The following is a 24,617-nucleotide window of genomic DNA, read 5'->3' on the forward strand; positions in this document are numbered from 1 at the left end:
ATACAGAGAACTAGGCTTGAAATAATGCTTTTTCTATGTACTTTTCTTATTCTTTCGTTTATAATAAGAAAGATAAAGTATTATTTTTTTATGAAGACCTTTCAGAGTGGAATGTAACGACGAAAGAGGACTGACATATATGATAGCAACAGCATTACATGAAGTGCAGGAACGCATCGAAGCGGCGAAAGCACGAGTGGGAAGAACGGATTCTGTTACGCTAGTAGCGGTGACAAAGAATCATCCTGTAGAGGCGGTGCAAGAGGTGGCTCACCTAGGGGTAAGAACCGTGGGCGAGAATCGTGTACAAGAAGCAAAAGAAAAAATGGAACTCTACCAGGGACCAGAGCTACAATGGCATTTGATTGGGCAATTGCAAAACAATAAAGTGCGCAATGCGGTGGGCAAGTTCGCGTTGATTCATTCGGTTCATAATGTTAAGTTGTTGGATGAAATTCAGCGCATTGCCGCTAGAGAAGGCTTGATACAAGAAGTATTACTACAAGTTAATGTGGCACGAGAAGAGAGCAAGTCTGGTATGGATGTGGAAACATTTCCAACTATACGCGAATATGCCAAAACATTACCTAATGTACGGGTAAAAGGGCTTATGTGTATGGCACCATTTTTTGATGATCCAGAAGAGGCACGGCCTATCTTTAGAGTGGCACATGCTTTGTTTGAAGACATGAAACTTCATTTTGATGAAGGGCAGATTGAATATATATCTATGGGGATGACCCATGATTTTGAAGTAGCAATTGAAGAGGGTGCAAATATTGTCCGTGTGGGAACCGCAATATTTGGAGAGCGCCACTATGATAAGTAATGGAGGAAATGACGATGGCACTGAAAGACAGCTGGAATTCTGTAAAAAACTTTTTTGGCGGTAATCAAGATGATGGGTACGAATATGAAGATTATCCAGAAGATGTATATGAAGAAGAATCTCAACAGCCAGTGGTAACAGCACCAGTGGCAGGTGGTAATGGACCTGTAGCATCAGCAGCACATCCAAAAACAGGAGGATATAACACAGTGGCACAACGTTCTAGTGGTATGAAAGTAGTCATCGTAGAGCCAAAAGCATTCGAAGACTCTGAAAACATTGCAAATCAATTACGCGATATGCGTCCAGTAGTGATTAATTTTGAAAACACAGACCCTCATGAAGCTGCACGCATTGTAGACTTTGTTAGTGGCGCTACATTTGCTTTAGATGGAAAATTAGAAAAAATTGGTAAAGATATTTTTATCTGCGTACCAGTGAATGTAACAGTAGATTATACAGATAAAGAATATACAGAAATATCTGATAAATTAGCTTGGAAAGAGCCACAAGCCTAAGTATTAGGAGATAGCCATGCAAAAAATACTACTAATTGGTGTAGGATCGATGGGTGGTGCAATTTTACAAGGGGCTTTGGAGCAAGGTGTTTGGGGACCTGAGGAAGTAGATGTATTGGTGCGTCGCAGTGAACAAGCAGCGGAGTTAGAACGTACGCTCGGTGTGACCGCCTTTACAGATTGTGATGCCATACCTGCATTCGATGAGTATAGAATCATCGTATTTGGCGTGAAACCTCAAGTATTACCATCTCTTATGCAAGAGGTAGGCCCACTGATTGAGCCGAGAACAATATGTATTTCCATTGCTGCAGGCATTACATTGGATACATTGCAGTCCTTTGCATCCCATGGGCATTGGTTGCGTGCTATGCCGAATACACCAATCCTAGTGAAAGCTGGTTTTACAGCCATTGCAAGTAGTGAGGAGGTAACTCCAGGTGAACGAGAGCAAGCCTTGCGTATTTTTGAAGCATTAGGTGAAGCTGTCGTGTGTTCAGAAGCTGATTTGGACCGTATTGGTGCATTAGCAGGGGCGGGTCCAGGCTATATGTATACGATTTTAGATGCTATGGCAAATGCAGGGGTTCGGATTGGACTTACTAGGCCGTTGGCGTTGCAAGCAGCGGTACAAACGATGTATGGATCAGGCTTAATTGCATTGGAAACAGGCTCTCATCCCAGTGTACTGCGAGATCAAGTGACCTCTCCAGGGGGGACTACTATAGCAGGTATTGCAGCCATGGAAAAAGAAGGATTACGGTCCTCTATTATGGAAGGTGTCCTCGCTTGTTATGAGCGATCAAATGAAATAGGAAAACAACGTGAAAGATAAAGAAAAGTTAATTCGATATTTTGAGGCATCTGGTAATGGCGAAGAAGCTAGACGTATGATCGACTTAGCGGAGCAAGTACAAGCAGGCAGACCGTATCGTGTGACAGATTTTATGTCCCCTGCGGGCCTTGTCATTGCCGATGCAGTAAAAGCGAATTTCGGTGGTATTGACATCATTTCCAGTGGGGGCTATGAAGGGGCAGAGCGCCTTCGAGTGGCCTTTGTGGATCCTCACTTTCAAGGTACGGTAGATTTACAAATTGCGGTATTGAAAGTATCCTGGGATCCACGATTCCGACTGTTGACGCATCGTGATGTGTTGGGCTCTTTAATGGGACTTGGTATTGATCGCACTCATTTTGGCGATATTATCGTCACTAGTGGTGGTGCTCAAGTGATTGTTGATGCAACGATAGCAGATTTTGTGATTCAAAATTTTACAAAAATTGCTATGGTTACGGTGACAGTATCACGGATGGAATTGAGTGAATTACAACCGAAAGAAGAAAAAATAAAAGAAGTACGAACTACTGTAGCTTCCATGCGCTTGGATTCCATCGCCTCTTCTGGTTTTAGTACATCTCGTACAAAAGTGGTGGAGGCCATCAAGGCAGGATTAGTACAAGTGAATTGGCAGCCTGCGAAAGGACCAGCGCAAGAAGTGAAAGAAGGAGATGTTATCTCCCTTCGCGGGAGAGGTCGTATGCAAATAGAAAGTATTACGGGTACATCTAAAAAAGGACGTATTGGAGTACATCTAAAACGATTTATGTAAGGAGGCTGATCCTATGTTAACACCAATGGATATTCATAATAAAGAGTTTGGAAAAAGTATTCGTGGTTTTGACTGCGATGAAGTAAACGAGTTCTTGAATGAAGTGGTACAAGCCTATGAAATCTTGTATCGCGAAAATCGCGAAATGACTGATAAAGTAGAGCAAATGGAAAAACGTTTGAATCAATACGAATCAACGGAAGAAACTATGCGCAATACATTGGTACTGGCTCAAGAAACTGGTGAAAACGTAAAAGAGGCAGCTCGTAAAGAAGCTGATTTAATTCTACAAAATGCGGAGCAACAACGTAAATTAATCTTAGAAGATGCCAATCGTGCGTTGCGAGAAGCAGAAGCTAAATATGCTACCATTGCGAATGAAATGGCCGTATTCCGTGCAAAAGTAGAATCAATTTTAACAGCGCAACTACAATTATTAGATGGTATTGCTTTACAGGAAATTACACCTGTACAGACAGAAACAGAAGCATAAGGTGAATTTCGGCTTGATTATTCAAGCCGTTTTTGCCATTGTTAAGAGATATATAAAGGTAGTAGGATGATTACTGTTGGACTTTCACTAAAACATAGACCCTGCCTCGTTGTAGGCGGTGGAGAGGTGGCCTTACGGCGTATTAAAAAATTAATAGATGAAGAGGCCCAGATTCTGGTGGTGAGTCCTGATGTATTGCCTGACATTGTAATATATCAGGAAGAGGGTAAGTTGCAGTGGGTAGCGAAGCCTTATCACTCAGAATATATGGTAGGTCAACAGTTTGTTATCATTGCTACAGATAATCCTGTTGTGAATGTGCAAGTCATGGAAGATGCACAAGGTGTACAGGCATTCATTAATCGAGCCGATGTAAAGGACGATTCCAATTGGGTGTTCGGTAGTGCTACAGAGATTGGTGATTTAGAAATTTCCATATTTACTAATCAAGTGAGCCCTCGAGTGAGTCGTTTGCTCAGACAGGATATAGAAAAACGATATGGCATATTAGCCGATTGGTTACCTCAGATTCGTCTATGGAGAAAAGAATTGCAACATAGATTAGGTACTCCCAAAGAACGAGAGGAGTTTTGGCGTACCTATTTAGGAGAATCAGAGTTTATACAGATATTAGAGGGTCAAGGAGACTCAGTGAAGGAGAATATTGTACATGCAATTAATTGTATTAGGACTGAATCATAGAAGTGCTCCTGTAGAAGTGCGCGAAAAGTTTTCTTTTTCTAAAGAAGATTTGGATTATGCTATGGATCATATCTATGCTCATGAAGAGGTCGAGGAATGCGTCCTCTTATCGACGTGCAATCGTACTGAACTCTATGTTGTCCTTGATGATGTAGAGAATATAAAAGAATATATGATACGTTTACTACTACATTTAAAAGGTGAAACAAGTGTAAGCGTAAATGAGAAATGGTTCTTCCTTCATGAAGGAAAAGATTGTATTTCTCATTTATTTAGAGTGGCAGCTAGTTTAGATTCTCTTGTTTTGGGAGAAGGTCAAATTTTGAGTCAATTAAAGATGGCCTATATCTCTTCCTATAGTAAGGGGCTAACAGCATCAGTATTTAATATTATTTTCCAAAAAGCTATTGCTGTAGGCAAACGTGTACGGACCTTGACAGGCATTGCGAATACGCCGGTTTCTGTAAGTTATACAGCGGTGAACTTAGCAGAAGATAGCTTAGATATCCCTATCAATGAGGCGAAGGTTCTTATTTTAGGCGCTGGTCAAATGAGTGAATTGACAGCTCGTCATTTGCAAGCTAAAGGTGTAAAAAGTATGTTTGTGTCCAATCGGACGCTTAAAACAGCGGAAGAATTGGCTAAGCAATTTAATGGTAAAGCAGTAGCCTTTAGCCATTTTGTGGAAGAAGCAAAAACAGCAGATATTATTATTACTTCTACAGGGGCTCCTCATTACGTGATTGAACGGGAAGAGGCGGAAGAAATCATGGAAGATAGAGGTAATAAACCGATTGTCATGATTGATATTGCTGTGCCTCGTGATATCAATCCAGATGTAACAGATATTCCAGGTGTGTATTTGTTTAACATTGATGCGTTGGAAAGTGTAGTGGAGGCGAATAAGCATCAACGAGAAGAGGAAGCTCGTAAGGCAGAGCCTATGTTAGAAGAAGCTTTACAAGAAATTGAAGAAAAATTACGATATTTATCAGTCCGTCCAATTATGGTTTTACTCAGTGAAAAAGCAGAAGCAATTCGTAAACGCGAAGTGCATCGAGCGATGGCAAAATTACCAGATGCTACAGAGCGAGAACGAAAAATTATTAACAATATGTCACGGATGTTGGTGCGTAAATTATTGCGGGATCCAATGATTCATTTTGGTGAAGTAGCGGGTAAAGAAAAAGAACGGGATTATTGGAAATTATTCCAAGATATGTTTGCTCTAGAAGTGGAGGACGATGCACTATGAGAGACATTATTCGTATAGGCACGCGTAGCAGTGCTCTTGCTTTATGGCAAGCTAATTATGTAGCCGATATATTGCGCAAATATTACCCTTCATGTAAGGTGGAATTAGTTCATCACAGCACAAAAGGTGATCGTATTTTAGAAAAACCATTGGCTGAAATTGGTGGAAAAGGTTTATTTACAGAAGAACTTGAAGCCTCTATGCGGGATGGTAGCATTGATTTAGCCGTACACAGTTTGAAAGATATGCCAACGGAATTGCCAGAGGATTTAGTACTAGGTGCTATCACAGAGCGTGAAACACCATGTGATGCGTTGGTATCTCCGAAGTATAAAACATTGGATCAGCTGCCACATGGTGCTAAGGTAGGGACAAGTAGTTTACGCCGTCAAGCACAATTATTGAATCAACGTCCTGATTTGCAGATTTCTGTACTTCGTGGAAATGTGCAAACGCGATTGAACAAATTAGAAACAGAAAACTTTGATGCTATTGTATTAGCAGAAGCAGGTTTAAAACGGTTGGGCTTGGAGTCTGTTATTACGCAGACTTTCACCAGCGATGAAATGATTCCAGCTGTGGGTCAAGGGGCATTAGGTATTGAATGTCGTAAGAATGATACAGAAATGCTAGATATGTTGTCTGTATTACATGATGAAAATACCATGTGGGCCACTCGTGGAGAACGTAGTTTCCTTCGTCAACTTGAAGGTGGTTGCCAAGTACCGATGGGCGTACATGGGACGATTTATAAAGGACAATTGACGTTGAAAGCTATCATTGCTTCTTTAGATGGAAAAAATTGTTTTGAAGGTGAATTGTCAGGACCAAAAGAAAAAGCAGATATGTTAGGTCGTAATTTGGCGAAAGCTCTCTATGAAGAAGGGGGCAAAGCTATCATTGATGATTTGGTAGAAAGAGGAGTATTGAAATGACAGGCATTGTATATTTAATTGGTGCCGGACCGGGCGATCATAAGTTAATCACTCTGAAAGGTAAGGAATGTATTGAAAAAGCAGATGTTATCGTCTATGATTACTTAGCGGATGCTCATTTCTTGTCCTATGCGAAAGAAGGAGCAGAGATTATTTATGCTGGCAAAAAAAGCAACAATCATACGATGCACCAATGGGAAATCAACGATCTTCTCGTAAAATACGGGTTAGAGGGAAAAGTAGTAGCTCGTTTAAAAGGGGGAGACCCTCTAGTATTTGGCCGTGGTGGTGAAGAAGCGTTAGCTTTGGTAGAGGCAGGAGTGCCATTTGAATTTGTACCAGGTATTACATCAGGTATTTCGGCGCCAGCCTATGCAGGAATTCCTGTGACACAACGGGCTATGGCTACGTCCTTTGCTATCGTCACAGGTCATGAAGATCCAACAAAACCAGAATCTGGTATGAACTGGGAAGGCTTAGCAAAATCTGTGGATACTATTTCCTTTGTGATGGGTATCTCTAATCTGCCGAATATTGCGAATAATTTAATTAAATACGGTCGCCCTAAGGAAACTCCAGTGGCAGTTATCCGTTGGGGGACGAAACCAATTCAAGAAACAGTGGTATCTACGTTGGAACATGTAGTAGAAGATGTAGAAAAAGCACAGTTGAAAGCACCAGCCATCGTCATCGTTGGGGAAGTAGTATCTTTGCGGGAGCAATTACGTTGGTTTGATAATAAACCGTTATTTGGTAAAACAATCGTTGTCACACGAGCTCGTAGTAAAGCTAGTGCCTTATCAGAACGCTTGCTAGAGTTAGGAGCTAATGTCATTGAGGCATCTGCCATCAAAACACAAGCCTTGCTTCGTACAGAGGAGATGGATGTGACATACGATAGCCTATCTTCCTACGATGGATTAATTTTCACTTCTGCTGAAGGAGTACGATTCTTCTTTGACGGTTTATTAGACCGTGATTTAGATAGTCGTGCTTTAGGTTCTATGAAAGTATGTGCTATCGGCAGTGCTACTGCGAAGTCCTTATTAGACCGTGGGATTCGTGCTGATATTGTGCCACCAAATTACCAAGCGGAATCAGTGGTAGAAACGATTACTGCTGAACAAGGTCGTGTGTGGCCAAATCGTGAGTTACGTAACTTACGTTTCGTGTTAGTACAACCAAAAGTAGCGCGCGATGTAATTTATAAGGGACTTTCACAGGCAGGATGCGATGTGACAGTGTTGCGTTTGTATGAAACAGTACAAGATACGTCCCATAAAGAATATTTAGAAGAAGCACTACGTGCAGGAGAGGTGGACTATATTACGTTCACAAGTTCTTCTACGGTAACCAATACAAAAGATATGCTCGGCCCTGATGCGGTGAGCTTGTTAGGGAATACAAAAGTTGTCTGCATTGGACCGATTACAGGGGCTACTTGCGTAGAAGAAGGGATTCAACCAACTTTAATTGGGGAAACGTTCACAATCCCTGCGATGGTGGACTTAATCTTGAATGATTGCAAATAGAAAGAGGCACAATATGGAATTACGAAATCGACCAAGACGATTGCGCATCAACCCAGCCATGCGTGCGTTGGTTCGTGAAACAACATTACAAGTAGATGATTTAATTTATCCTATATTTATTGTTCCAGGAACAGCGGTTAAAGAAGAAATTTCTTCCTTACCAGGACAATATCATGTGTCCGTGGACGAAGCTGTGAAATTGGCAAAAGAAGCCTATGACCTAGGTATCAAGGGTGTCGAAATTTTCGGTATACCTACCTACAAAGATGAAGATGGTTCTTCTGCGTGGGATATGGAACAACCGGTACAACAAGCGATTATGGCGATCCGTAAGGAAGTGCCAGACTTGATTGTGATTTCCGATGTATGCTTATGCCAATACACATCCACAGGCCATTGCGGTCATGTGGAACATCATGAAGTTATTAACGATGCTACCTTACCATTGTTGTGCAATGTGGCGGTGAGCCATGCAAAAGCGGGTGCTCATATGGTGGCGCCATCGGACATGATGGACGGACGTATCGCTGCGATCCGTGAAGCTTTAGATGCAGAGGGATTTAGCCATGTATCGATTATGAGTTATGCGGCAAAATATGCGTCCGCTTATTATGGACCATTCCGTGATGCGGTCCATTCTGCACCGGGATTTGGGGACCGTAAAGGATACCAAATGGATGAAGCGAACCGCTTAGAAGCTTTGCGTGAAGTGGAACAAGACATCATCGAAGGGGCTGACATCATTATGATTAAGCCGGCTCTATCCTATTTGGATATCGTTCGTGAAGTGCGAGACAATTTTGATTGTCCATTAGCTGCGTACAATGTTAGCGGTGAGTATGCCATGATTAAAACCGCAGCGGCAGCAGGTTTGGTAGATGAAAAACGCATTACCTTAGAAACATTGCTATCCATGAAACGAGCAGGGGCAAAGATGATCATTACCTACCATGCCCTGGATGTGGCACGTTGGCTACAAGAAAAATGATGTGGGAGTATAGGAGCCATTATGTTTAGTTTAGAAAAATCAAAACAAGCCTTTGCTGAGGCTCGTACATATATGCCGGGTGGCGTGAACAGTCCTGTTCGCTCCTACCGCAGTGTGGGGGGCAATCCCCCTTTCATTAGTTCTGCCAGCGGATCTCGCATTTACGATATTGATGGCAATGAGTACATTGATTACGTATTGTCTTGGGGCCCTATGATTTTAGGTCATGCGAATCCTGAAATTGTGGCATCCATTTTGGAGGCTATCCCTCGTGGCACTAGCTATGGAGCGCCAACACTGCTAGAAACAGAAGTAGCGAAGAAAATTCAAGCTTTCTATCCGTCGATGGAAATGGTGCGCATGGTAAATTCCGGTACGGAATCTACCATGAGTGCATTGCGTTTGGCTCGTGGCTATACAGGTCGTGATAAAATTGTAAAATTCATCGGCTGTTACCATGGTCATAGCGATAGCTTGTTGGTGAAAGCTGGATCTGGATTAGCTACCTTTGGTGTGCCTGACAGCCCAGGTGTGCCAACTGGTGTGGCAGGAGATACGATTACATTGCCATACAATGATCCTGATGCAGTTCGTCAATTGTTTGCTACTCATGGTAAAAGTATTGCTGCTATCATCGTAGAACCAGTGGCAGGTAATATGGGCTGTGTACCTCCTGTGGAAGGATTCTTGGAAACCTTGCGTGAAGTAACGACAGAGCACGGTGCAGTTCTTATCTTTGATGAAGTGATGTGCGGATTCCGTTCCAGTTCTGGAGGGGCTCAAAAATATTACAATGTCATCCCAGATTTAACATGCTTAGGTAAAATTGTAGGTGGTGGTTTGCCGATGGCTGTGTTCGGTGGGAAGAAAGAGATTATGTCTGCCGTTGCTCCATCTGGCCCTGTATACCAAGCAGGCACCTTAAGTGGCAATCCGGTAGCCATGGCGGCAGGTCTTGCCACATTGATGATGTTGCAAAAAAATCCAACTGCCTTTCGTCAAGTCGAGGAATCTACAGAACTGCTTTGCCAAGGCTTAGAAGTGGCGGCAAAAGAAGTAGGCGTACCTGTGGTGGTGCAACGTGTGGGCTCCATGTTTACCCTGTTTTTCACAGACAAAGCGGTGCATAACTTTGATGATGCTAGCGCTTGCGATATGGAAGCATTCAAAACGTTCTTCCACTACAACTTGGAACACGGTATCTATTACGCAGCCAGCCAATATGAAAGTAACTTCTTGTCCACACGCCACAGCGAGCAAGACTTGGCATACACATTGCAAATTGCAAAAGAAGCGTTTCAGGCAATTAAAGGATAATACGAGTATTAACCTTTCTTATGGTGCGTCAATTATTTAACAGAATACATGTATGAATAGAAATGCCATACACATCGAAACTAATCTATGTTAAACTAGATGGTAGAGAGTGTATGGCATTCTTTATTGTGTATATGCCATATGTACGTAGGTCTTATACTGGCCCTATGAGATATGTATGTACTAAATAAGATTGCCTGAAATATATATGTAATAGTTTATACTTGGAGGTGTAACAATGAGCGTGTTACTTTCACCTAAAGAATTACAAGAGCAATTAGATACAGTTGTTGTGTTAGATGCACGTGGCTTTGATGCCTATGCAGCGGCCCACATTCCGGACGCCTTTGCCATCGATATGGACGCACACATGAGTGGTCCTTTAGGGACACACGGTGGTCGTCATCCCTTACCAGATATGTCCGTATTAGCAAAACGATTGAGTGAATGCGGTGTGACCATGGATTCACACATTGTGGTGTACGATGCGTGGATTTCCTTTGCAGGTCGGTTGCGATTCTTGCTACTATACATGGGTTTTACCAAAGTGAAAGTCTTAGCTGGTGGCATTGAGCGTTGGCACCGTGAAGGATATCCATTGACCCAAGAGGAGACCCCAACTGTAGCAGCTCCAAAACCGTTGGAGTATACTTTGCAAGACCGTTTACTCATGCATCGTGATGAAGTTTTACAAGCTAGTGAATCTGGTAGTCATGTCATCATCGACGCACGGGCCCCACAACGGTATGATGGCTCTGTAGTGGATACCATGGATGGCATGACAGGTCATATCCCAGGGGCGATTAATCATTTCTACGAATGGGGATTTACCGCTGATGGTCTACGTCCAGTTTCAGAATTAAAACAAGCCTATGGTGATTTAGCCAAGGTGGAGAAACCTATCGTCACCTATTGTGGATCTGGAGTGACCGCGGCGAACTTGATGATTGCCTTTGCTGAAATCGGTGTAGAACCATCCATGTACCTAGGCAGCTCTAGTGATTGGGTGACTTATGAAGGATTCCCGCTAGAGACGGGTGTGAATACATTGTAAATATAAAACAGAGGCCTTTGGAATAAGACCTCTGTTTTGTTATATTGCATTTATTTTTTAATAGTTTCTTGCAGGTGCGCCCTTATGAGTATATATTGTATGGCAGATACTAAGTAGTAAAGAGCTCATATAATGCGGAGTATATAGTGTTTCAAAATATACAGTATTTTACAGGAATGTAATTAATGATTAGCTGTTCGAGTACGCCCTAATGTAACTTTTAAAAATACACCTGTGAGCGCAATGATCGCTCCTGTGGTGATAAACATAGTACCGAAGCCCCATTGAGATGCAATGAAGGAGCCACCTAGGGATCCAATGAAGTAACCCATGAATAAGGTAGATTGATTATAGGCGAAGACTTGGCCTGCGAATGCTTTAGGTGTAATGCTAGATAGGTAGGTATTAATACCTGGTAATAATCCGCCTAAGCCGATACCGAGTAGGAACCGTAAGATGCACAAGGTGTATATATCGGTCACAAAGGCTTGTGGTATGGTCACAAGACCAACGTAGATAAAGCTAGTCCACAGGATGAACCGTGGTCCTAATTTATCAATGTATTTACCGAGGACAGAGCTAGCCACCATTTGGGCAAGTCCTGTGACGGTGAATGCTAAACCTGCTAAGAGGGCAATGTGCTCTGCGCCCTGTCCTACGATTTGTTGTACGAATACAGATAGGATAGGAGCTGTTGCCATGGTAGTGAAAGCGAAGATAAAAGAGCCTACAGAGATGTAGATGAGTCCTTTCCAGTCGGGAATAGATGCTTTCAACGTGGATAAGGATTGAGAGGCCCCTTTTGGTTGCGGTGTAAATTCTTCTTTTACAAAGAATAAGGTAGATAAGAAGGCTGTCCCTAGTAAGGCAGACACGATGAAGAAGGCGTAGCGGATGCCAAAAAGACCACCGATGTAACCACCGATCATGGGACCCAGGAGAGAGCCACCGAGGTTGGCAGCCGACAAGAGTCCTAGGGCCCAGCCCGTTTGGGCTTGTGGTGTTTGTGTAGCTACGAGTGTAATAGAACCAGAGAAAAATCCGGAGATCATTCCATTTAGGATCCGTATGATAACGATGTGTTCTGGAGCTTGGGCAAAGCCGAGAAGTGCATTGGTAATAGTCATACCAAGACTAGCGCGCAACAAAATGAGCTTGCGACCTTTGCGGTCCGCGAGTTTTCCCCAAAAGGGGGCGAAGAGGGCTACCATGAGGTAGGTCATCCCCATGGCGAGGCCAGACCAATTGGCAAGGTCCGCCTGATCGAGGACCCCTAGGTCTTGTAAATATAGCGGAATGAGAGGGGCTGCTTGACTAAGCCCCACTGATGCCATGAAGGCACCAAATAAACAAACATATAATGTGCGTTTCCAAAGTTCCATACTGACTCCTATGTAGCGTGGTGTAAAACTGTAATCATCCATGTACCTATGGTAGCATATAAGTGCAATTTATTACACCCCTAATCTAGATTCCTCCTATTGCAACTGCCCTACAGATAGTATATAATTGTACCTGTAATTGACAACGATATATGTTAATACGTTGATAAAGACGGTCATGCAAGGTAGCTCCGAGCGAGTGGGGGATGGTGAAAGCCTCATGGGTGAATGCATGGCGGATCACTTTTGAGTATATGTTGGGGAGCCCGTACTGGGGGTACTCACATCGGTGGACACCGTTATATGTTTGAGCGATGATTCGTTGGGGGTAACTTTCACAAGAATCATCAGTAGGGTGGTACCACGGATTTGCATTCGTCCCTTCGGGGAGCGGGTGCTTTTTTTATTGAGAGGAGAAATACAATGTCTAATGAAGTGGATTATGGTAAGACGTTGCACTTGCCTGAAACAGAATTTCCTATGCGCGGTAATTTGCCAAAGCGCGAACCAGAATTTATCAAGTTTTGGGAAGATAATAAAATTTATGAAAAACGCCTAGCTAAAAATAAAGGTAAAAAATCTTTTATCTTACACGATGGCCCTCCGTACGCGAATGGTAAATTACACATCGGTCATGCCTTGAACAAAACATTAAAAGACATTGTGATGAAATATAAAACAATGCAAGGCCATTACACACCATATATTCCTGGTTGGGATACACATGGTCTTCCTATCGAGCATGCGGTTATTAAAAATACTGGCTTGAATCGCCATGAAATGAGTCCATTGGATCTTCGTAACAAATGTCGTAAATATGCCTTGAACTGTGTAGAAGAACAAAAGAAAGATTTCATCCGTTTCGGAGTGCTTGGTGAATGGGACCGCCCCTATTTAACATTGCGCCCTGAGTTCGAAGTGAAACAAATCGGCGTGTTCGGTGAAATGGCAAAACGTGGCTACATCTACAAAGGTTTGAAAACTGTATACTGGTGTACCCATTGTGAAACGGCCTTGGCAGAAGCGGAAATTGAATATGCTGAGAAAAAATCTTTCTCCATCTATGTTAAATTTGCTTATGTAAACGGTGCTGAAAGTACATTGCCAGCAGGTTTTGATACAAGCAAATTGTTCTCCGTTATTTGGACAACAACGCCTTGGACAATGCCTGCCAACCAAGCAATCTCTGTGAATCCAGAATTAGAGTATTCTTGGGTGAAAATCGGTGATGAAGCATGGTTATTAGCAAACGGCTTAATCGAAACAGCTACCAAAGAAATGGGTGTAGAATCCTATGAGGTATTGAACACATTCAAAGGTAGTGAATTAGAGTTAGCAAACTTTAAACATCCATTTGCCGATCGTAACGCTCCTATCTTGTTAGGTTCTCATGTTACATTAGACGCTGGTACAGGTTGTGTACATACAGCACCTGCTCATGGTGAAGATGACTTTAACGTGGTAAAAGCATACAAAGATGCAGGTAAAATCGATTTTGATATTTTATCCTTAGTCGATGCTACGGGTCGTTATATTGCCAAAGTAGATGAACCTCGCTATGGGGATACAGAACAACCACTAGCAGGTGTTGAAATCCATGATGCAGAAGTGCCCGTGATCAAAATCTTGGCTCATAACGGTGCGTTGGTACAAAAAGGCAATATCCGTCACCAATATGCTCATTGCTGGCGTTGTAAAAATCCTGTTATCTATCGTGCTACAGAACAATGGTTTTCTTCCGTGGATGGATACCGTCAAGAAGCATTGAAAGCCATCGACGAGCAAGTACAATGGATTCCTAAATGGGGTCATGACCGTATTTACAACATGATTGCAGACCGTGGAGACTGGGTTATCTCTCGTCAACGTGCATGGGGTGTGCCAATTCCTATCTACTATTGCGACCATTGCGGAGAGCATATCATCAATGATGATACCATCGCTTCCTTACAAGAATGGTTTGCCAAAGAAGGCTCCAATGCTTGGTGGGCTCATGAAGCAAAAGAATTATTGCCAGCAGGATTCACATGTCCATCTTGTGGACATGATTCTTTCCATAAAGAAACAGATATTATGGACGTATGGTTCGACAGCGGTAGCTCTTGGTCTGGTGTATTAGAACAAAATGAACTTGACGTACCTTGTGCTATGTACTTAGAAGGTTCTGACCAACATCGTGGTTGGTTCAACTCCTCCTTGTTAACAGGTATCGCTACACGTGGTCATGCACCATACAATGCCGTATTGACTCACGGTTTCGTAGTGGACGGGGAAGGTCGTAAAATGTCTAAATCTGTAGGCAATACAGTGGCTCCTTCCGATATCATCGATGTACACGGTGCTGACGTAATGCGTTTATGGGTATCCTCTGCAGATTACCAAGCAGACGTGCGTTTGTCCAAAGACATCGTAAAACAATTAGCGGAAGTATATCGTAAAATCCGTAACACATTCCGTTTCTTGTTGGGTAACTTAGATAACTTTAATCCGAACAAAGATAAAGTAGCTTACAAAGATTTGACTGAGTTGGATCGTTGGGCCTTACATCGCTTAGAAGAAGTTCGTCAAAAGGTAACGAATGCTTACGAAAACTACGAATTCCACATTTTATATCATACAATCCATAACTTCTGTACTGTCGATTTATCTTCCTTCTACTTAGACGTGTTGAAAGATACTATGTACGCAGAGAAAGAAAACAATGTAGCTCGTCGTAGTGCGCAAACTGCTATTTATGAAATCTTGACAACATTGGTTAAAATGGTATCCCCAGTTCTTTCTTTCACCGCCGAAGAAGTATGGCAATACATGCCAAAAGAAGAGGGCATGGAAGAAAGCGTTATGTTAGCAGATTGGCCACAAGGTTATGCAGACCATGTGGATGAGGAATTGTCTGCACGTTGGGCAACGATGCTAGACCTTCGTAGCGAAATGACAAAAGCCTTAGAAGGGGCTCGCCGTGATAAAGCGATCGGTCACTCTTTGGATGCATCTATCACTGTGTATGCAGATGGCGATGCGTACCAAGCATTGACTGGATTCGGCAGTTCCCTAGCTAGCTTGTTGATCGTGTCTGAAGCGCATGTAGTGGAAGGTCGTGACAATGCACCAGCCAACGCAGTGACAGTAGAAGACGGAGTATTATCCATCGTGGTAACTCCATCTGAGTTAGAAAAATGCGAACGTTGTTGGATTCACCGCGACACAGTTGGTCAAGATGGGGATCATCCAACATTATGTGCTCGTTGCGCTGACGTGGTCAAAGGATAATGACAATCGCATAAGTAGTCAAAGGTTCAAGTACTATCAATTTAGGCAAGGGAATGTATCATTTCCTTGCCTACTTTCTAACGAAGGAGATGCCCTATGAACGTATTGATTGTGATAGACATGCAACATGATTTTATTGATGGAACATTAGGTTCACCGCAGGCGCAGGCCATTGTACCAGCGGTGCGTGAAACAATTCGTAACTTTGATGGCCCCATAGTGTTTACTCGTGATACACATGATGATGGGTATCTTGAAAGCCAAGAGGGCAAACATTTGCCAGTTGAACATTGTGCCCGTGGCACTAAAGGTTGGGAGATTGCCGATGATCTGTTGGGAGTGGCTCATGAACGAGGCCAACGGGTGGATATTTTAGATAAACCTAACTTTGGGTCCTTGGATTTGCTGGCTCATCTTAAAGGAATGCACGAAGAGGAACCTATCGAATCTTTAACCTTGATTGGTTTATGTACGGATATTTGCGTGGTTTCCAATGCTTTGATTCTAAAAGCAGGATTGCCTGAAATCCCACTTTATGTGGATTCAAAATGTTGCGCAGGGGTGACCCGAGAATCTCATGAAGCAGCACTCTTGACGATGAAGATGTGCCAGTGTATTGTAGAAGAATAATATATAAGCAAGTATAATGTAGAAGAATACGATCGATAGAGGAATGCTGATGAGTCGGCATTCCTCTTTTGTATGTATGCATAATAGGTCTAGATGAGTTGTATGCGGTTGCACTTTATATATTGACAGCGGTACATGTGATATATGATAATAAAAACATAGTAAAAAATATATTATAGTAAAAAATATATATCTGAACTGGTGTTATGTGTAATAATAGGCGAGCAAGGAGAAGAAGTATGAGAAAACGCAGTATGATGACAATGGGAGCGTTATTAGCAGCGTATGCCCTGACGACGAGTGTGAGTTATGGGGCACTACAAAACCAAACAAATTATACCGCTGAGGAAACAGTAGCTGGGGGAACAGATACGTTCATTAAAGATGGCGTAGGAGTAGTAGGTGGTAATCTAACAATTACTGGGCCAGAAAACATAGACCTTACTATGGATAATAAATCTGATGAAAGTTTAGGTATCAATGTGATCAATGGAAAATTAACAGCCGATGATCTTACGATCACTGTTAAACCAGGTGACACGGCCGTTAACAATCGTCCAAAAGGCATGATCGTACGTGGCACATCTACTGTGGATATTAAGAATTTAAACGTGACTGTGACGAAGTCGAATCGACAAGCTAATACCCCTCAAAGTGCAGATTCTGATGCAGCCTATGGTGTAGCTGTTGGATATAACTGGCTTGGTAGCGGTACTGAAACAAATTTTACAGTTAATAATGCTAATATAGTAGTTAATAATACAGAAGATACTAAAAAAGGTAACTATACAGGTGTGCCAATTCCAGGGGGCAAGTTTGAAACGGGATATCAAATGTCTGGAATTCGTGTATACCGTTCCAATGGAGCAAAACCTGAGTTTCATAGTACAGGTAATGTAAATATTACTGTAGAAGATAAAAGTGCAGCTAAAGTATCTGACTATCTAGTTGGTGTGTACGTATCAGGCACCGATGCGAAAGCCACGTTTGATGGTGATACTTCGATTACGGTAAAGGCTAATGGGATCAATTCTGCAGGCATTAAAATTGGTAAACCAGGGAATGGTGATGCTGGAATCGGAGCTCAGGTTATCGCAAATGGAAAATTGACAGTAGATACTACAGGGGACAATGGTGTAGTTACATTAGATAAAAAAGAATATCGTGGATCAGGAGCTGTGCGATTATTTGATAAAGATTCAAAGTTCACTGTTACTGGTGCTAAGACAAAAGAAGCGTCCGAAATTAAATCTAGTACCAATGCCATTGTATTTGATACCTTTGATTATAAAAACTTAGGAAGTGTAGACTTTCTTTTCTTTAACTTTAAAGAGGTCCTAGCTCGTGGAAAAGAGAATGTTAATAATGAGGTTGTCTTGCATAATACAAAGTTATCGACTACATCAGAGGTAGATGATTTAGTGTTAACGAATGCAGAATTTAAAGAAGAAGGTGAATTAATTGAAGGAGCTGGCTGGTTAGGTAAAAGAGGTGTCTTAACAAGCCGTTTTGACTGGGGCACAAAAAGTGTCAAAAACGCCAAATTCACTCTTTCCGGCGAAAAATCCGAAGCCACAGCAGCGAAAAAAGGTTGGGCCATCCGTGCAAAATCTGAAAATGCAGATGCTACCGATGAAGCGCAACGTGCTACTTCTGAATTAACAGCGACGATTGCAGATAAAGCTGTTTTAACAGGTTTAATCCATGCAGATAAAGAGTCTACATTGCATATGAACGTAGACAAAGATGCTACTTGGCGATTAGCGAAGAAAGAAGATTTGACAGGTGCGCAAACATCGACGGCTACGACAGTGACATTGTCTAATGGTGGTATTCTTGATGCAGGTACCAATCTAACAGATGGTACAAAAGCAGAATATACTGTGGCTACCGTACAAAAAGATGGAACTACTCTATCTGACTTCAAAAATGAAGGTGGTGTGATTACTACCGTTAATAAGTCCTATGAAGATGTATTGACATTAAAAGGAAATTATACAGGCGCCAATGGTATCATTAAAATGAATACAAAATGGGATTCTCCTGGTGATGAAGAAGGGGCTAACTCTGTATCTGACTTAGTTCATATTACTGGCACTGCGAAAGGATCTACAACAGTAGTACCTGTGGCAGCTGATGGAAAAGAAGCTGTTATTGATGGGTCCATTGGCTCTATTACAGCTGATTTGAAAAAGAATACAGTGCCTGTGGTTCGTGCTGATATAGAATCCAGTGAAGAAGGGGCTTTCACAGGGGTGGCCAAAACCACAGGTGCAGGTGAACTAAAATTAGCACATCGTGTGAAAGAGGGCAAACATGAGTGGTTCTGGACATTGACAGGCCTCAATAAGACGCCTAATTTAGACAAACGGACTCCTGGTTATACACAAATGCCGGAAGTGAGTACTCGTATGATAGGGCAAATTTTACGTACTTTACATGAACGTCGTAGTGAAAACCCTCGTACATTACATGAACAATGGCAGAATAAAGAGTATCCTATGAGTCGCGTTATTTATGCGCATCATGAAGATGGAGATCAAAATCCATTGTGGGCCAAAGTCATCAAAGATTATGGACATCATGATGGCTATCGTTTTGGATATACATTACACACAAGGGGTATTCAATTAGGCCGAGATTGGAATGTGAAAACAAAAGAAGATGGAACTACAAGCTTTAATGGTGCTTATGTAGCATATCAACATGGTCAAGCTAAGTTCTATGATAACTTCAATACGGATGATACAGGTAAGCAAGCTACAGATTTACAAACTGGCACAGGTACAATCCATAACCTATCGCTAGGTCTTACAAGAACGAAATATGGTGCCCATGATCAATACGTAGATTGGGTGGGTCAAGTAAGCTTGCTTCGCAATACTTATGAAGCGGTAGGTCATGGTAAAGAAACACAATCTGGATGGGGCTTTGCTGGATCTGTAGAAACAGGTCGTCCTTACGTGCTGCGTGAAACAGAAAGAGGCCGCACTATTTTAGAGCCACAAGGTCAATTAGTATATTCTTACTTACAAATGCATGGTATCCATGGTACTGATAAAGTGGTATCTCATGGAGGTCATGGTACATTGGTAGGACGTATTGGTGCTCGTTTATCCCGTGAAAAGTATAATGCTAATGGCATTGCCTCTCGTACTATATACGGTGTAGCTAATATTTGGAGAACTTTCACAAACGCTTATGCAGTTCATATTGGTGATGATACACTTCGCGGTGATTATGGACGTACCATTGGTGAACTTGGTATCGGTGCGCAATGGCGTAAAGATGATCGCTGGTATGTGTATGGTGATGTTCGCTTTGAAAGAAACTTAGGTGGATCCTATTATAAAGGATACCGTGGTAACGTAGGCATAAAATATATTTGGTAATGTAGGTGTGAAATACACTTGGTAATTGTATAGGAGAATAGCAAGCCTTGTAGTATACTAAGACTAGGAGGCTTGCCTATGTACTTTCATATCAAAGACACCTGCGTGTGTTGTGCTGGATGCGCCATGGATTGTCCGACGCAGGCTATCACTCGCAAAGGCGAACGCTATGTCATCCATCAGGATATGTGCATTCACTGTGGTGACTGTTATGCTATATGCCCAGTGGGTGCCGTGCAGATGGTAAAGGAAAAGGACTTGGATACGAACAAATAACATGTTTGTATGCCAAGTCCTTTTTAGTCTTGACAAATAGATAAGAGAAGATTATAATATTTAATTGCAAAAAAGTAACTATAACATTGAATTGATGAAGGAATATATCCAAGGTTGTGCTGAAATGAGGAAAGCAAGGTTCACAAGAAAAAATTACGAGCCTTGCTTATTTTGTCATTGGTCAGCAGGAAAACTGAGACCTGGAATCGTCTGCAGTCATACCGTTATAGAATATGTAAGCCAATTTTTATGAGGGGTGAAAAGAACATGTTCAAACCTGAGCAGGTGGGTAAGCGTACTCGATATACCTACGCTAAGATTAACGAAGTTCTCGAAATGCCACATTTGTTAGATGTACAACGCAAGTCTTATGAGTGGTTTTTGGAGAGCGGTTTACAAGATATTTTTAACGATATTTCTCCGATTAAAGACAATTCGGGAAAGCTAGCTCTTTCCTTTGAAGGTTTCAGCCTTGGAGAACCAAAATACGACATTAACGAATGTAAAAACCGTGATGCTACGTATGCAGCACCATTGCGTGTCAATGTTCGTCTCGTTAATAATGATCCAGAAAATCCAGATATTAAAGAACAAGAAGTATTCATGGGCGATTTCCCATTGATGACAGATACAGGAACTTTCATCATCAATGGTGCGGAACGTGTTATCGTATCCCAATTAGTTCGTTCTCCAGGCGTGTACTACGGTGGCAGCATTGATACTATGGGTAACCGTTTGTATGATTCCACAGTGATTCCGAACCGTGGTGCTTGGATTGAGTTAGAAAAAGATGCGAACGATACTGTGTCTGTACGTATTGACCGTAACCGTAAATTACCAGCTACTGTATTAGTACGTGCATTAGGTTGGGAAACTAATGAATCTATCTTGGAATTGTTCTGGAATGGACAAGTGGATGAAAATGGTCATCCAGAATACGATGAGCGTTTACTTCGTACATTAGAAAAAGACAGCACACAATCCGCTGATGAAGCATTGGTAGAAATCTACAAAAAACTTCGTCCAGGCGAACCACCAACTGTGGAAAGTGCTCGTAACTTATTCGATAACTTATTCTTTGACCCTCGTCGCTATGATTTAGCTCGTGTAGGTCGTTATAAATTAAATAAAAAATTAGGCTGGCGTCAACGCATGTTCGGTCAAACTTTGGCAGAACCAATTGTAGACGAAAATGGCGAAATCATTGTAGAAGCGAATACTTATGTGAACGAAGAAGTTCTTGATGTAGTAGCTAACAGCGGTGTGTATGCAGGCGATGTGGTGCCTGAGTTCTTCGTATTCAATACGGAAGGGACTGTTGTGAAAGTTATTTGCAACAACAGCAACTTACCATTTAGTCATCGCACAGTAACTCGTGAGGACATGATTGCTAACGTAAGTTACATGATGAATTTGATTGAAAACGTTGGTCAAACTGACGATATTGACCATTTAGGTAACCGTCGTCTTCGTTGCGTAGGCGAATTGTTACAAAACCAATTCCGTATCGGTTTAACTCGTATGGAACGTGTGGTCAAAGAACGTATGACAATCCAAGATATTTCTGTCATCACTCCACAAGCTTTATTGAACATCCGTCCAGTTGTGGCAGCGATTAAAGAATTCTTTGGTTCTTCCCAGTTGTCCCAGTTCATGGACCAAACTAACCCATTGGGTGAATTGACACATAAACGTCGTCTATCTGCACTAGGACCTGGTGGTTTATCTCGTGAACGCGCAGGCTTTGAAGTCCGCGACGTGCATCACTCTCACTATGGCCGTATGTGTCCAATCGAAACTCCAGAGGGTCCAAACATCGGTTTGATCAACTCCTTGTCTAACTATGCGAAAGTGAATGAATTTGGTTTTATCGAAGCACCATACCGTAAAATTGAAAAAGTATATGGTACAGGTGAAGATGCTAACAAAGTATTGAAAGTTCGTGTTACAGACCAAGTTGTGTATATGACAGCTGATGAAGAAGAAGGTATGACAATTGCCCAAGCGAACTCTCGCATTGATGAAGAAGGATATTTCGTATCTGATCACATCGCATGTCGTCGCGGTCATGATGTATTAGAAGTATCTCCAGATAAAGTAAACTATATGGACGTAAGTCCAAAAGAAGTAGTATCCATAGGTACTGCTATGATTCCATTCCTAGAAAATGACGATGCGAACCGTGCCTTGATGGGTGCGAACATGCAACGTCAAGCGGTACCTTTGCTTCGTGCACAAGCGCCATTAGTAGGTACAGGTATGGAATACAAAGCGGCTACAGACTCCGGCGTTTGCGTATTAGCAAGAGAAGCAGGTATTGTTACACGTTGTTGGGGTAATGAAGTCCATGTACAACGTGATAACGGTCGTGTAGACGTATATAAAATGAACAAATTCATGCGTTCCAACCAATCTACATGCTTTAACCAAAAACCAATCGTATACCGTGGACAATCCGTTGTGAAAGGTCAAGTATTGGCAGATGGTCCGGCTACAGATGGCGGTGAATTAGCATTAGGTTTCAACGTATTGGTAGCATTCATGCCTTGGGAAGGTTACAACTACGAGGATGCGATTTTATTAAGTGAAGAACTTTGTAAAGAAGATATCTACACATCTATCCATATCGAAGAATATGAATGTGATGCTCGTGACACTAAATTAGGTGCTGAAGAAATTACTCGTGAATTGCCAAATACTGGCGATGATAACCTTAAAAACTTGGATGAAAACGGTATCATCTGCATCGGTGCAGAAGTTAAACCTGGTGATATCCTAGTTGGTAAAGTAACTCCTAAAGGAGAAACTGAATTAACTCCAGAAGAACGCTTATTGCGTGCGATTTTTGGCGATAAAGAACGTGAAGTTCGCGATACCTCCTTGCGTGTACCACATGGTGAAGCGGGTAAAATTGTGGACGTTAAAATCTTCACTCGTGAAAATGGTGATGAATTACAACCTGGTGTTAATAAAGTAGTTCGAGTGTATATTGCACAAAAACGTAAGATTCACGAAGGCGATAAAATGGCGGGTCGTCATGGTAACAAAGGTGTCGTTTCTCGCGTTATGCGCCAAGAAGATATGCCGTTCTTGCCAGATGGTACACCAGTACAAATTGTATTGAACCCATTGGGCGTACCGTCCCGTATGAACATTGGACAGGTATTGGAAACTCATTTAGGTTGGGCAGTTCAAGGTTTAGGTATGCAAATTAAAGCAACAGACCTAAAAATCAAAGAAGTACTGAACGAAGCTAAATTGAATGGTACATACTGGGATGGTATCGATGGTATCAAAGATATCTACGCAGAAATTGAAAGTCTAGAACAAGCTATTGCGGATCCGACGATTGCTAATTACTTGGAAACAGATAAACAAATCGACAGCCAAAAAGTAGTGGCATTAGACAAGATTTTACATCGAGCACAAGAAAAATTTGATGAATTGGGCGGTCAATCTCGCTATGATGCTTTATTGGCAGAAGAAAAACGAATCTACGAATTAGGTATCGAAACATTTGATGATGTAGAAGCAGAACGTCCAAAAATGGAAGAGACTTTAGAAGAGGAATTGCATGCTCTTCGTCGAGTGGATACTGTCATCGAGACGATTCACCATGTTCGAGAAAAACGCAGTCACTTACGTGCTGAGTTGGAAAAATATGGCTATGATTATGACACGTATGGCATGCCAAAACCAGATACAGCGGGGATCCATATTGCAACACCTGTATTTGACGGTGCTCATGAAAGTGACGTATTCGATACACTTCGCATTGCTGGTCGTGATGATGATGGTAAAACTGTATTATATGATGGCCGTACAGGCGAAAAAATGGATAACAAAGTTACGGTTGGTTATGTATACATGCTCAAACTTCACCATCTAGTAGATGATAAAATCCATGCTCGTTCTACTGGTCCGTACTCCCTTGTTACACAACAACCGTTGGGTGGTAAAGCTCAATTCGGTGGACAACGTTTTGGTGAGATGGAAGTATGGGCTCTTGAAGCGTATGGCGCAGCCTATACATTACAAGAGTTGTTAACTGTAAAATCTGACGATGTTGTGGGCCGTGTAAAAGCGTACGAAAAAATCGTTAAAGGTGAAAACATTCCTGAACCAGGCGTGCCTGAATCTTTCAAAGTATTATTGAAAGAATTACAAAGTATCGGCCTTGACGTGAAAATCTTGAATGAAGATCAAGAAGAAGTTGTTATCAAAGAATTAGAAGAGGATGATGTTCCACGTCATGATGATATTCGCGAAGTGATGGAAGAAGGAGCCTCTGAAGCAACTACAGAAGGAGAAAACTCCACAGTGGAAGGAACACCAGAAGGATATATTGTAGAAGAGCCTGTCACTGCAGGTGAAGAAGACGATATTATCAGCCAAATTAGTGGCTATGTAGAATCTTCTGATAATGAGTAATAC

18 protein-coding genes are annotated in these 24,617 nt (G+C 42.0%); 17 read left to right on the forward strand and 1 reads right to left on the reverse strand.

The features are described 5' to 3' along the window. Window positions 1-139 precede the first annotated feature (139 nt). The 12 genes from EO117_RS04365 to EO117_RS04420 all read left to right on the forward strand — a co-directional run bounded on the left by EO117_RS04365 (window position 140) and on the right by EO117_RS04420 (window position 11,233). On the forward strand, window positions 140-829 hold the full coding sequence (locus EO117_RS04365; protein WP_126939287.1) for a YggS family pyridoxal phosphate-dependent enzyme: 690 nt from the start codon (window positions 140-142) through the stop codon (window positions 827-829). 14 nt (window positions 830-843) lie between these two features. Next, entirely contained in the window at window positions 844-1,347 is a 504-nt protein-coding gene (locus EO117_RS04370) for a cell division protein SepF (RefSeq protein WP_126939288.1), read from the forward strand. A gap of 16 nt (window positions 1,348-1,363) precedes the next feature. Next, window positions 1,364-2,182: a pyrroline-5-carboxylate reductase gene (proC, locus tag EO117_RS04375; RefSeq protein WP_126939289.1), complete on the forward strand. Its 819-nt coding sequence runs from the start codon at window positions 1,364-1,366 to the stop codon at window positions 2,180-2,182. Further along, entirely contained in the window at window positions 2,172-2,957 is a 786-nt protein-coding gene (locus EO117_RS04380; protein WP_126939290.1) for an RNA-binding protein, read from the forward strand. Before proC ends, EO117_RS04380 begins: the two co-directional genes overlap by 11 nt. A gap of 13 nt (window positions 2,958-2,970) precedes the next feature. Continuing rightward, window positions 2,971-3,450, forward strand: a complete 480-nt coding sequence (locus EO117_RS04385) for a DivIVA domain-containing protein (RefSeq protein ID WP_126939291.1) — start codon at window positions 2,971-2,973, stop codon at window positions 3,448-3,450. Window positions 3,451-3,516: 66 nt separating this feature from the next. Beyond that, the gene (locus EO117_RS04390; protein WP_126939292.1) at window positions 3,517-4,152 is read left to right on the forward strand and encodes a bifunctional precorrin-2 dehydrogenase/sirohydrochlorin ferrochelatase; all 636 of its coding nucleotides are present in this window, start codon (window positions 3,517-3,519) and stop codon (window positions 4,150-4,152) included. Beyond that, window positions 4,121-5,407, forward strand: a complete 1,287-nt coding sequence (hemA, locus tag EO117_RS04395) for a glutamyl-tRNA reductase (protein ID WP_126939293.1) — start codon at window positions 4,121-4,123, stop codon at window positions 5,405-5,407. Before EO117_RS04390 ends, hemA begins: the two co-directional genes overlap by 32 nt. Then, entirely contained in the window at window positions 5,404-6,342 is a 939-nt protein-coding gene (gene hemC / locus EO117_RS04400) for a hydroxymethylbilane synthase (protein ID WP_126939294.1), read from the forward strand. The genes hemA and hemC overlap by 4 nt, the downstream gene beginning before the upstream one ends. Beyond that, complete coding sequence (gene cobA / locus EO117_RS04405; RefSeq protein ID WP_126939295.1) at window positions 6,339-7,874, forward strand: uroporphyrinogen-III C-methyltransferase; 1,536 nt, start codon at window positions 6,339-6,341, stop codon at window positions 7,872-7,874. The genes hemC and cobA overlap by 4 nt, the downstream gene beginning before the upstream one ends. Before the next feature lie 13 nt (window positions 7,875-7,887). Next, entirely contained in the window at window positions 7,888-8,862 is a 975-nt protein-coding gene (hemB, locus tag EO117_RS04410) for a porphobilinogen synthase (protein WP_126939296.1), read from the forward strand. Between the two features lie 21 nt (window positions 8,863-8,883). After that, on the forward strand, window positions 8,884-10,179 hold the full coding sequence (gene hemL, locus EO117_RS04415) for a glutamate-1-semialdehyde 2,1-aminomutase (protein ID WP_126939297.1): 1,296 nt from the start codon (window positions 8,884-8,886) through the stop codon (window positions 10,177-10,179). Window positions 10,180-10,417: 238 nt separating this feature from the next. After that, the gene (locus tag EO117_RS04420; protein ID WP_126939298.1) at window positions 10,418-11,233 is read left to right on the forward strand and encodes a sulfurtransferase; all 816 of its coding nucleotides are present in this window, start codon (window positions 10,418-10,420) and stop codon (window positions 11,231-11,233) included. 182 nt (window positions 11,234-11,415) lie between these two features. Here the strand turns inward: EO117_RS04420 and EO117_RS04425 are convergent, their stop codons facing one another. Then, the gene (locus tag EO117_RS04425) at window positions 11,416-12,615 is read right to left on the reverse strand and encodes an MFS transporter (protein ID WP_126939299.1); all 1,200 of its coding nucleotides are present in this window, start codon (window positions 12,613-12,615) and stop codon (window positions 11,416-11,418) included. A 435-nt stretch (window positions 12,616-13,050) separates the two neighbouring features. Between EO117_RS04425 and ileS the strand changes: the two genes are divergently transcribed. The 5 genes from ileS (at window position 13,051) to rpoB (ending at window position 24,614) form a co-directional block, all read left to right on the forward strand. Continuing rightward, window positions 13,051-15,885 (forward strand): isoleucine--tRNA ligase, encoded by a 2,835-nt coding sequence (gene ileS / locus EO117_RS04430; RefSeq protein ID WP_126939308.1) that lies wholly within the window; start codon window positions 13,051-13,053, stop codon window positions 15,883-15,885. A gap of 96 nt (window positions 15,886-15,981) precedes the next feature. Next, on the forward strand, window positions 15,982-16,515 hold the full coding sequence (locus EO117_RS04435) for a cysteine hydrolase family protein (RefSeq protein ID WP_126939300.1): 534 nt from the start codon (window positions 15,982-15,984) through the stop codon (window positions 16,513-16,515). Between the two features lie 239 nt (window positions 16,516-16,754). Beyond that, on the forward strand, window positions 16,755-19,907 hold the full coding sequence (locus tag EO117_RS04440; protein WP_206168588.1) for an autotransporter outer membrane beta-barrel domain-containing protein: 3,153 nt from the start codon (window positions 16,755-16,757) through the stop codon (window positions 19,905-19,907). Window positions 19,908-19,985: 78 nt separating this feature from the next. After that, entirely contained in the window at window positions 19,986-20,183 is a 198-nt protein-coding gene (locus EO117_RS04445; protein WP_126939301.1) for a 4Fe-4S binding protein, read from the forward strand. A 267-nt stretch (window positions 20,184-20,450) separates the two neighbouring features. Next, window positions 20,451-24,614 carry a DNA-directed RNA polymerase subunit beta gene (gene rpoB / locus EO117_RS04450; protein WP_126939302.1) on the forward strand — a complete coding sequence of 1,388 codons (4,164 nt, stop codon included), beginning with the start codon at window positions 20,451-20,453 and terminating at the stop codon, window positions 24,612-24,614. The last annotated feature ends 3 nt before the right edge of the window (window positions 24,615-24,617 follow it).

The organism is Veillonella sp. VA142, assembly GCF_003992135.1.
Lineage (GTDB): Bacteria > Bacillota > Negativicutes > Veillonellales > Veillonellaceae > F0422.